10 protein-coding genes are annotated in these 9950 nt (G+C 71.7%); 6 read left to right on the top strand and 4 right to left on the bottom strand.

The features are described from left to right. Positions 1 to 80 precede the first annotated feature (80 nt). Genes KIK05_RS19015 through KIK05_RS19035 form a run of 5 tightly spaced genes read left to right on the top strand, consistent with a single transcriptional unit; the run spans position 81 to position 5167 of the window. Entirely contained in the window at positions 81 to 965 is an 885-nt protein-coding gene (locus KIK05_RS19015; protein WP_214412070.1) for an ABC transporter substrate-binding protein, read from the top strand. Then, a complete protein-coding gene (locus tag KIK05_RS19020; RefSeq protein WP_214412071.1) occupies positions 956 to 1897 on the top strand; it encodes an amino acid ABC transporter permease in 942 nt (313 codons plus the stop codon). Before KIK05_RS19015 ends, KIK05_RS19020 begins: the two co-directional genes overlap by 10 nt. Further along, complete coding sequence (locus KIK05_RS19025; protein ID WP_284681351.1) at positions 1894 to 2685, top strand: amino acid ABC transporter ATP-binding protein; 792 nt, start codon at positions 1894 to 1896, stop codon at positions 2683 to 2685. The genes KIK05_RS19020 and KIK05_RS19025 overlap by 4 nt, the downstream gene beginning before the upstream one ends. Further along, positions 2682 to 4298: an N-acyl-D-amino-acid deacylase family protein gene (locus KIK05_RS19030; RefSeq protein ID WP_214412072.1), complete on the top strand. Its 1617-nt coding sequence runs from the start codon at positions 2682 to 2684 to the stop codon at positions 4296 to 4298. The genes KIK05_RS19025 and KIK05_RS19030 overlap by 4 nt, the downstream gene beginning before the upstream one ends. 59 nt (positions 4299 to 4357) lie before the next feature. Next, positions 4358 to 5167 carry a serine hydrolase gene (locus KIK05_RS19035; RefSeq protein WP_308249995.1) on the top strand — a complete coding sequence of 270 codons (810 nt, stop codon included), beginning with the start codon at positions 4358 to 4360 and terminating at the stop codon, positions 5165 to 5167. A gap of 17 nt (positions 5168 to 5184) precedes the next feature. Here KIK05_RS19035 and KIK05_RS19040 read toward each other — a convergent pair whose 3' ends face one another. From KIK05_RS19040 to KIK05_RS19055, 4 genes are all read right to left on the bottom strand, one after another. Next, the gene (locus tag KIK05_RS19040; RefSeq protein WP_214412074.1) at positions 5185 to 6096 is read right to left on the bottom strand and encodes a LysR family transcriptional regulator; all 912 of its coding nucleotides are present in this window, start codon (positions 6094 to 6096) and stop codon (positions 5185 to 5187) included. A 41-nt stretch (positions 6097 to 6137) separates the two neighbouring features. Further along, positions 6138 to 7031, bottom strand: coding sequence for a TIGR03620 family F420-dependent LLM class oxidoreductase (locus tag KIK05_RS19045; RefSeq protein ID WP_214412075.1), 894 nt, complete (start codon positions 7029 to 7031; stop codon positions 6138 to 6140). A gap of 101 nt (positions 7032 to 7132) precedes the next feature. Beyond that, on the bottom strand, positions 7133 to 7465 hold the full coding sequence (locus KIK05_RS19050) for an ArsR/SmtB family transcription factor (RefSeq protein WP_214412076.1): 333 nt from the start codon (positions 7463 to 7465) through the stop codon (positions 7133 to 7135). 18 nt (positions 7466 to 7483) lie between these two features. After that, positions 7484 to 8899 carry an MFS transporter gene (locus KIK05_RS19055; RefSeq protein WP_250563002.1) on the bottom strand — a complete coding sequence of 472 codons (1416 nt, stop codon included), beginning with the start codon at positions 8897 to 8899 and terminating at the stop codon, positions 7484 to 7486. A gap of 158 nt (positions 8900 to 9057) precedes the next feature. On the opposite strand from KIK05_RS19055, the gene KIK05_RS19060 reads away from it, so the two are divergent. Continuing rightward, positions 9058 to 9651, top strand: coding sequence for a helix-turn-helix domain-containing protein (locus KIK05_RS19060; RefSeq protein ID WP_214412077.1), 594 nt, complete (start codon positions 9058 to 9060; stop codon positions 9649 to 9651). Positions 9652 to 9950 lie beyond the last annotated feature (299 nt).

A 9950-nucleotide genomic window follows, 5' to 3' on the forward strand; every position in this document is an offset into this window, starting at 1 on the left:
CTCGCAAGCATTCACGACTGTTGGGGCCGTGACCCGCCGTCGCCAGCATAAGCTCAAGCACCAGCAAAATAGGAGATTCGATGACAAAACGCCTATATGCGGCTATTGCTGCCGCGCTGGCGATCTCGGTGGTCGCGGGCGGCTGCGGGCGTTCATCGTCGGGAGCCGCGACGGGCAAGAGCACCGCGGCCGCCCAGGCGAAGACGGCCAAGGACCTGGTGCCCGAGGCGCTGCGCAGCGCCGGAGAGCTGCGGGTGGCGACCTCCGAGGGCTACCCCCCGATGGAGATGTACAAGAAGGGCACCCAGGAGCTCACCGGCGTCGACCCCGACCTCGCCGCCGCGATCGCCGCCAAGCTCGGACTGAAGGTGAAGATCACCAACGCCGCCTTCGACGGACTGATCCCCGGGCTGCAGGGCCGCCGGTGGGACCTCGTGCTGTCCTCGCTCAGCGACACCCAGGAGCGCCGCGCCGCCGTCAACTTCGTCGACTACTTCAACGCCGGCGGCGCGATCATGGTGAAGAAGGGGAACCCCGAGGGCATCAAGACCCTCGACGACCTGTGCGGCCGGACCGTCGTGCTGGCCAAGGGCAGCTCCAACCTCGCCATCGGCCAGAAGCAGAACGAGAAGTGCGCCAAGAAGATGCAGATCATGCAGAGCGAGGACGCTCCGACCGGCCTGCTCAGCATCGACTCCGGCCGCGCCGTCGCCACGATCGTCGACTCCCCCGTGGCCGCGATGTACGCCAAGGAGACCGGCAAGTACGACGTCCTCTCCGAGCAGTACGACGCCGGGCCGTGGGGCATCGCGATCGACAAGCGTGACGAGGCGCTGCGCGACGCCGTGGCCAAGGCGATGGAAGAACTGCTGGCCGACGGCGGCTACAAGGCGATCCTCGACAAGTACGGGGTGAACGCCAACGCCGTCTCGCAGGTGCTCGTCAACACCGCGCCATGGCGGTGAGCCGTCCGGACGCCCCCGGTGCGGTGACGGGCGCCGGCGGGGAGCAGGAGCTCGCGATCAAGGCGGTCCACCCGCCGCGCCCCGGCCGCTGGCTCATGGCCGCGCTCGCCGCGCTGTTCATGATCTGGCTCGCCTACACGATCATCGTCAACGAGAACCTGCACTGGGACGTCATCACCACCTTCCTCGTCGACGGCAGGATCCTCGGCGGCCTGTGGGTGACGATCCAGCTCACGGTGCTGTCGATGGCGATCGGCCTGGTGCTGGGCGTGCTCGCCGCGGTGATGCAACTGTCCGGCAGCCCCGTGCTGCGCGGAGCCTCCGCGCTCTACACCTGGTTCTTCCGCGGCACGCCGCTGCTGGTACAGCTGATCTTCTGGTTCAACATCGGGCTGGTGTTCCCGACGTTCAGCATCGGCATCCCCTTCGACGGCCCCAAACTGATCGAGTGGCAGGCCAACCAGCTGATCACACCGTTCACCGCGGCGCTGCTCGGCCTGGCGATCAACGAGGGCGCGTACATGGCCGAGATCGTGCGGGCGGGCATCCGTTCGGTGGACCCCGGCCAGCGCGAGGCCGCCGAATCGCTCGGCATGTCGCACCGCCAGGTGCTCCGCAGGGTCGTCCTCCCCCAGGCCATGCGCGTGATCATCCCGCCCACCGGCAACCAGTTCATCTCCATGCTCAAGACCACCTCGATGGTGTCGGTCATCGCCGGCGCGGAGCTGCTGACCGTGGCCCAGCGGATCTACCTCGGCAACTTCGAGGTCATCGCACTGCTGGTCGTGGCATCGATCTGGTACGTCGTGCTCACGACCCTGGCCAGCATCGGGCAGCACTTCATCGAGAAGCGGTTCGAGCGCGGCCACCACGCGCTGTCCGGCCGGGTCCGCCGCAACCTGCGGCCGTTCGCGAAAGGTGAGGTGTCATGACCGGACCCATGGCGGCCGGACCCGCCGACGAACCAATGGTGCGGATCCGCTCGGTGCGCAAGCGCTTCGGGCCGGTCGAGGTGCTCAAGGGCATCAGCCTCGACGTGCCGGTCGGCGGCGTGGTCTGCGTCGTGGGCCCCTCGGGGTCGGGCAAGTCGACGCTGCTGCGCTGCGTGAACCGCCTGGAGACCATCGACGCGGGCCGCATATGGGTCGACGGCGAGCTCATCGGGTACCGCGAGCAGGCCGGACGCCTGCACCTGCTCCGCCCGGCCGAGCTGTGCCGGCAGAGGCAGGACATCGGGATGGTCTTCCAGCGGTTCCACCTCTTCCCGCACCGCACGGCGCTGGAGAACGTCATGGAAGGCCCCGTCGCGGTCAAGGGCGTCTCCGCGGCCCAGGCGCGGCGCTCGGCCGTCGAACTGCTGGAGCGGGTCGGGCTCGCCGACCGGGCCCACCACTATCCCGCCCAGCTGTCCGGCGGCCAGCAACAGCGCGTGGCGATCGCCCGCAGCCTCGCCATGAGCCCCAAGCTGATGCTGTTCGACGAGCCCACCAGCGCGCTCGACCCCGAACTGGTCCAGGAGGTCCTCGCGGTGATGCGCGACCTGGCGCGCAGCGGCATGACGATGATGGTGGTCACCCACGAGATGGGCTTCGCCCGCGAGGTCGGCGATCATCTCGTGTTCATCGACGGCGGGGTGATCGTCGAGCAGGGCGACCCCCGCGAGGTGCTCGCCGACCCGCGCCACGAGCGCTTCCGCGCGTTCCTTGGCCAGGTCCTGTGAGCACCCCGGGGCGTTTCGATCTGCTGATCCGCGGCGCGCTGGTCGTGGACGGCACGGGAGCGCCGGGCCGCCCGGCCGACGTCGGCGTGGCCGCGGGCCGGCTCACCGTGCTGCCGCCGGGACGGCCGGCGGAGGCGCCGCAGGTGCTCGACGCCGAGGGCATGGTCGTCGCGCCGGGATTCATCGACGTCCACACCCACTCGGACGGCATCACGCTGATCACCCCCGGCAGCACGCCGGGCGGCGGCGAGCTCGTGTGGGCGTCGGTGCTCCAGGGCGTGACCACCGAGATCTGCGGGAACTGCGGGTCCAGCCTGTTCCCCGCGCTTCCCGGGCGGCTGGAGGACATGAGCCGGGAGACCCGGATCAGCTTCGGCGGCGAGGTCGGGATTTTTCAGGACTTCGCCGGTTTCGCCGCGCGGCACTCCGCACGCCCCCGCGCCAACCACCTCGCCTCCCTCGTCGGCCACGGCACCCTGCGCGCCGGCGTGCTCGGCCACGTCGACCGGCCGGCCACCCCGGCCGAGCTCGACACCATGTGCGCCCTGCTCGACCTGTCGCTGTCCCAGGGCGCGGCCGGGCTCTCCACCGGGCTGATCTACACCCCCGGAACGTACGCGGGCACCGACGAGGTGGTCGCGCTCGCCGCCGTCGCCGCCCGCCACGGCAAGCCGTACGTCACCCACCTGCGCGACGAGATGTCCCGCGTGGAGGAGGCCCTGGAGGAGGCCGTGGAGATCGCCCGCCGCAGCGGCGCGGCACTGCACGTCTCCCACCACAAGACGGCGGGCAAGTACGCCTGGGGCCGCACCGCGCGCACCCTGCCGCGGATCGCGGAACTGCGGGCCGGCGGTATGGACCTCACCTGCGACGTCTACCCCTACACCGCGGGCAGCACCTCCCTGTCGGCGATGCTGCCGCCCTGGGCCAACGACGGCGGGTTCCCCGCCCTGGCGGCCCGGCTGGCCGACCCCGCCGAACGGGAGCGGATGCGGCGGGCCATCGCCGAGGGCGTCCCGGGCTGGGAGAACACGGTCGGCAACGGCGGCTGGGACCGCATCTCCATCGCCTGTGCCCCCCGCCACCCCGAGATCGAGGGCCGTACGATCGCCGAACTGGCCGCCTCCGGGGACGCCGACCCCGTGGACGTCGCCGCCGGCCTGCTGACCGCCGAGGACGGCGAGGTGACGATCATCAGCCATTCGATGGTCGAGGAGGACGTCCAGCGGGTGCTGGCCGCGCCGTACGCCATGATCGGCTCCGACGGCGTGCCCAAGCCGGGCGGACGCCCCCACCCCCGATGGGCGGGCACCTACCCCCGGGTCCTCGGCCACTACAGCCGGGAACTCGGCCTGCTCACGCTGGAGAGCGCCGTCCACAAGATGACCGGCATGGCCGCGGCCCGGTTCGGGCTGGCCGGCCGCGGAGTGGTCCGCGACGGCGCCCACGCCGACCTGGTGGTGTTCGACCCCGCCACCGTGGCCGACCGGGCGACCTTCGCCGAGCCGCTGCTCCCCCCGGCCGGGATCCGGACCGTGATCGTCGGCGGCGAGATCGTGGTCAGGGACGGCCTGCCCGCCCCCGCCCGCCCGGGCACCGTACTCACCACATGACCACACCAGAGCTCTCACATGGGGAAGGAGACCACCATGGGAACGGAACGGGAACGGGCGTGGTGATCGACGTCGAATCCGTGGCGGGCGGGTGCCCGGGGACGCTGGCCGTGTCCGTGCCCGGCCTGCTCGCGGTCAACGAGGAGGAACAGCTCCCGCTGGCCAGCGCCGGCAAGCTCCTCCTGCTCGCCGAGGCGGCGCGGGCCATCACCGCCGGCACCCTCGACCCCGACGAGCCCGTGACGCTGCTCGCCGACGACTACTGCGGCGGATCGGGCCTGCTGACCGGCCTGTCGGCCCGCCGCTGGACGGTGGGCGACCTCGCCCTCCTCACGGCGGCGGTGAGCGACAACACCGCCACCAACGCGCTGCTCCGCAGGCTCGGGCTCGACCGGGTCGACGACACTGCGCGCGATCTCGGGTTCGTCCGGACGCGGATCCTGGACAGGATCCGCGAGCCGCGCCTGCCTCAGCACCCGCCGACCTTCGCCGTCGGCACCGCCGCCGAGCTGGCCCGGTTCGCCACGCGCCTGGCGGGCGGCGACTCCGGCCCGGACGCGGGCTGGACGGGCCTTCTGCTCCGGTGGATGGCCCACAACACCGACCGGAGCCTGGTGCCCGCCCTGCTCCCCCACGAGCCCGAGGACCGCGAGCCGCCCCCGGCCGCGGCGCCACCCGGCACCGTCTGGGTGGCCAACAAGACCGGCACCGACGCCGGTGTCCGCACCGACGTGGGGGTGCTCGTCGGGGCCCGCCCGGTGGGGTACGCCGTGCTCGCCCACGGCCCGGTGGGCCGCGAGAACGACCTGGTCAACGCCGTACGGCAGGCCGGGCTGAAGATCGGCGCCCTGGCCCTCCGCACGACCTGAGGAGGACGGGCCGGCGGTCAGCGCGAGGCGTTGCGGAGCTGGGCCGAGGCGTCGCGCAGGTAGGCGATGAAGGAGCGCAGCGCCGGGTTGGGATTGGTGGGCCGTACGGCGGCGCCGATGCGGCGGTAGAGCTTCGGCCCCTCGACCCGGCACATCTGGATCCCCGCGGCGCCCTGCGCCCCGAGGCTCGGCACCAGCGCCACGCCCAGCCCGGCCCGTACGAGCCCGAGCGTGACCTCGTAGTGGTCGCTGCGGCAGCGGATCGTCGGGCTGAAGCCCTCGAGCGCACTGGCCCGTTCCAGCACCGAGACCGGCGTGTCGGTGCCGTAGGTGGTGATCCACGGCTCGCCGGCCAGGTCGGCGAGCCGTACCTTGGGGCGCTGCCCGGCGGGGTGTCCCACCGGTACGACCAGCAGTTGCGGCTCGTCGAACAGGTGGATCACCTCGACCCCGTCCGGCGCCTTCCACGGGTCGAGCGCGTGCTCGAACACCACCAGCACGTCCAGCGCGCCGCGTTCGAGGTCGGGGAGGAGCTCGTGCGGCTGGCCCAGCACGAGGTCGAGCTCGACACCGGGGTGCCGGGCGCTGAACGTCGACAGCGCCAGCGGCAGCAGACGGTAGCCGGCGGAGGCGAAGAAACCGATGCTGAGCTGCCCGGCGTCCGCGCGCGCCTGGGCGAGCAGGTCCTTCTCGGCCGCCTCGATGATGTCGAGCACCTCCTGGGCCCGCGTGGCCAGCCGGCGCCCCGCCCCCGTCAGCCGCAGGCTGTGCGCGTCGCGTTCGACCAGGCCGATGCCCGCCTCCTCCTCCAGCCGGGAAAGCTGGTGGGACACCGCCGACGGGGAGAGCCGCAGGCTCCGCGCGGCTCCCGCGATGCTCCCCGTCCTGAAGACCTCAAGGAGCACCCTGAGGCGGTGACTGCTCAACACCTACCCAGTATCGGCGCAGGCGGGGACCGCTCGGACGCGGATCAGGTGGTGGCGTAACGGGGTGACAGCGCGCCGGCGAGGTCCCGCCAGTAGGGCATCGCCGTCCCGCCCGGCTCGACCCCGATCACCTGCACGGCGACGTGGTCGGCGCCGGCCGTGATGTGGGTGCGGAGTTTGCCCACGATGGTGTCCAGGTCGCCCCAGAACACGAAGTCGTCGACGAGGCGGTCGCTGCCGCCGCCGCCGATCTCCTCCTCCGTGTAGCCCAGCCGCTGGAACTTCGCCACGTTGTACGGGGTGTTCAGATAGGGCCGCAGGTGCTCGCGCGCGATGGCGCGGGCCGTGCCGGGGTCGGACTCGAACAGCACCGGGTGCTCGACGGCCAGGAACGCGTCGGGGCCGAGGATCTCCCGCGCCTGGGCGGTGTGCGCCACGTTGACGTGGTAGGTGTGGGCGCCGGCGGCGCGGTCGCGAGCCAGTTCGAGCATCTTGGGCCCGTAGGCGGCCAGGATGCGGCGCACCGGCGCTCTGGGGGCCGGGTTGACCGTCTCCAGCTCGTCCATCTCGTCCAGGTAGGCGCGCATGGCCGCCAGCGGCTTGGTGCCCGGGCGTTGTTCTCCGCCGAAACCCAGCCCGAGCACGTGCCGGTCGGGATAGGCGTCGGCCAGCAGCAGGGCGGCGCCGTGCGTCCATCTGGCCCCGCGCGACCAGATCTGCGCGATGCCGTTGACGATGTTCATCCGCTCGGTGCAGGACAGCAGGTAGCCGGCGTGTGTGAGCGCCTCACGTCCCAGGAGTTCGGGCATCCAGAACGCCCGCCACCCCTGCTCCTCCAGTTCCTGGATCGACTCGCGCATCCGCGCGGCCGGCTGGTGCTCGAAGTCGAAGGTGTAGATCCCGAACGTCCCCAAATCGACGCCGTCGATGCCGCCCATGACACAGCTCCTCACGTCTGCCGACAATCAGTGATATAGAAATATCGCAAATCGTCGATATGAAGCAAGCGGGGAGACGCTCCTCTCGATCGCCGCCGGATCTACAGCGTCCGCCCGAGCGTGGTGACGAGCTGGGCGATGCGCTGCTCGTCACGCTTGTAGTGGGTCCACTTGCCCACCCGCGTGGCCCGCACCAGGCCCGCCCGCTGCAGTTCGGCCATGTACGCCGACACGGTCGACTGCGCCAGCCCCACCTTGGCCTGGATGTGGGTCACGCACACCCCCACCTCCACCGGGTCGGCGATGGCGCCCTCCAGGGAGAAGTGACGCTCCGGCTCCCGCAGCCATGACAGCAGCCGCAACCGGGTCGGGTTCGCCAGCGCCCGCAACGCCTCGAACAGGTCGGACTCGGTCATCAGCGGAGGCTCTGCCATAGACGCGATCATAGGCGGTCATCGACGAATCGAAGTAATCCGATGTGAATGCGGCGTGCGGTTCCCGGGGCGGCCGGCGGCCGGCGCCGCCAAGGCGACGACGAGGACGAGCAGCCCGCACCCGGCGACGAGGAACCAGCCGGGACGTGACGCTTCAGCGAGGCCTGCGGGCGAGACATCGGCGATCATGCCGCCGGCGACGGCGACGCCAAGGGCCGAGCCGAGTTGGCGGGCGGTGGAGGTGATCCCGCCGGCGACCCCGGCGCGGGCGGGCGGCAGGCCGCCGACCGCCGTATTGGTGATCGGCGCGTTGGCGAATCCGAACCCGATGCCGACGAGCAGGTAGGCCAGCGACAGCGACCGGATGTCGGTGTCGTCACCGATACCCACCAGGCGAAGACCGCCGGCCGTGATGAACGCCCCGGCGAGCACCAGCGGCGGACGCGGGCCGAAACGCCCGACGAGCACCCCCGAAAGCGGTGCGCACACGGTCGCGGCGACGGCCATCGGGAGCGTGACCAGCCCTACGGCCAGCGGGGTCATGCCTCTGGCGTGCTGGAGGTAGAGGGTGTTGAGCAGCAGGGTCGCGCTCAGGGCGATGAACACCACCACCGCGCCCACCACGGCCGCGGCGAACGGCGGCCGGCGGAACAGCCCGGGGTCCACCAGCGGCTCGGCCCGTCGCGACTCGACCCACCCGAAGGCCGCCGCGGAGACGGCGACGACGACGTAACCGCAGATCACCGCGGGCGAGGCCCACCCGACGTGCGGTCCCTCGATCAGGACGGCGACGGCACAGCCGACCATGATGGTCAGCAGCAACTGCCCCGGGCCGTCGAGCCGGCGCGGTTGCCGCGCGCGGGACTCCGGGACGAAGACCGCGGTCAGCCCCAGCGCCACGGCGACGACCGGCACGTTGATCCAGAAGAGCGACCGCCAGCCGGCGGCCGAGACCAGGGCGCCGCCCGCGATGGGCCCGGCCGCCATGCTAACGCCGAAGACGGCCGCCCACACGCCGATCGCCCGCGCCCGCTCCTTTGGGTCGCTGATCACGTTCACGACGATCGCGAGCGCCACCGGGCTGAGCATCGACGCGCCGGCCCCCTGCACGACGCGGGCCGCGACCAGCACGCCGATGGTCGGCGCGAGCGCGCACGCCAGCGAGGCCGCGCCGAACACGACCAGCCCGAGACGGAACACCCGCCGCCGTCCGATGCGGTCGGCCAGCGCGCCGGAGGAGATCAGCAGGCCGGCTAGTACGAGCGTGTACGCGTCGACCGTCCACTCCAGCGCGCGCGTCCCGACATGCAGGCCGGCGCCCACCGCCGGCAGGCCGACGTTCACGATCGTGGTGTCCAGCCCGACCAGGAACAGGCTCAGGCAGCAGATGCCCAGCACCGTCCAGCGTCTGGGCGCGGCGGATCCGGTGTCCATTATCACTCCTTCGCGCCGCTCGACGGGTACTCGCGGGATCGAGACCTCGCGGCGGCCGGACAGCAATGTCGGGCCACCGGCCGCGGATCGGGTAGCGAATTTGCGAAAGCCGCAAAAAACCGGCTCGACCAGGACCCGGGCAGGCCAGACTGGTAGACGTGGACGCCGAAATGGAGCGACTGCTCGCCGCCATCGGGCCCCGGCTGCGGTCACTGCGCCGCGACCGCGGCATGACCCTCGAGACGCTGTCGGAGGCGACGGGCATCTCGGTCAGCGGCCTGTCCCGGCTCGAGTCCGGCAAGAGGCGCCCCACCCTCGAACTCCTCATACCGCTCGCACGAGCACACCGCGTCGCGCTCGACCAGCTCATCGCCGCCCCGGCGACCGGCGACCCGCGGGTCCACCTGACCCCGCTGCTCAAGCGCCACGGAAGCGTCCTGGTGCCGCTGACGCGATACCCGGGCCGTCTCCAGGTTTTCAAGCAGGTGATCGCGCCCTGCCCTCGCAGGCTCGTCACCCACCCCGGCTATGAGTGGCTCTTCGTCCTCGCGGGAGAACTCCTGCTCGTCCTCGGGGAGCGCGAGCTGACCCTCCGTCCCGGCGAGGTGGCCGAGTTCGACACGGCCGAGCCGCATTGGTTCGGCCCCGCGGGCGACCACCCCGTCGAGATCCTCCACATCTTCGGCAGGCAAGGCGACAAGGCCCGGGTGCGCGCACACCCGGCCTCCTTCCCCGACCACCCAGCCCACTGAGCGCCGGCCCGGACGTGCCGGACGTGCCGGACGTGCCGGAGGTGGCCGGGTACGGCAGGGGTCCCGGCAGCGCACGGCTGCCGGGGCCCCTGCCGCTGATCACCGTCATGGGGTCGGCCGCCAGGTCCGCCACCGCTCGTCGCCACGATCGACGAACGGCTTCGATACGGGCCCTAGTAGTGCTTTGTTAGGTCGGTCGATGGCGGTTGCGGCGTGACGGTTTCAGTCTTTGATGGCAGGTGGGGCATGCGCCGGTCCAGGTCGCGAGTAGCAGTTGTAACTCGCGGATGACCTTGTAG

Source organism: Sphaerisporangium fuscum (assembly GCF_018531465.1).
GTDB classification, from domain to species: domain Bacteria; phylum Actinomycetota; class Actinomycetes; order Streptosporangiales; family Streptosporangiaceae; genus Sphaerisporangium; species Sphaerisporangium fuscum.

What these genes read in the sequence shown, in the direction of transcription:
- KIK05_RS19025 (WP_284681351.1), top strand. Translation starts at nt 1,894, where the DNA reads ATGACCGGACCCATGGCGGCCGGACCCGCCGACGAACCAATGGTGCGG.
- KIK05_RS19045 (WP_214412075.1), bottom strand. Translation starts at nt 7,031, where the DNA reads ATGGGCGGCATCGACGGCGTCGATTTGGGGACGTTCGGGATCTACACC.
- KIK05_RS19020 (WP_214412071.1), top strand. Translation starts at nt 956, where the DNA reads ATGGCGGTGAGCCGTCCGGACGCCCCCGGTGCGGTGACGGGCGCCGGC.
- KIK05_RS19055 (WP_250563002.1), bottom strand. Translation starts at nt 8,899, where the DNA reads ATGGACACCGGATCCGCCGCGCCCAGACGCTGGACGGTGCTGGGCATC.
- KIK05_RS19015 (WP_214412070.1), top strand. Translation starts at nt 81, where the DNA reads ATGACAAAACGCCTATATGCGGCTATTGCTGCCGCGCTGGCGATCTCG.
- KIK05_RS19050 (WP_214412076.1), bottom strand. Translation starts at nt 7,465, where the DNA reads ATGGCAGAGCCTCCGCTGATGACCGAGTCCGACCTGTTCGAGGCGTTG.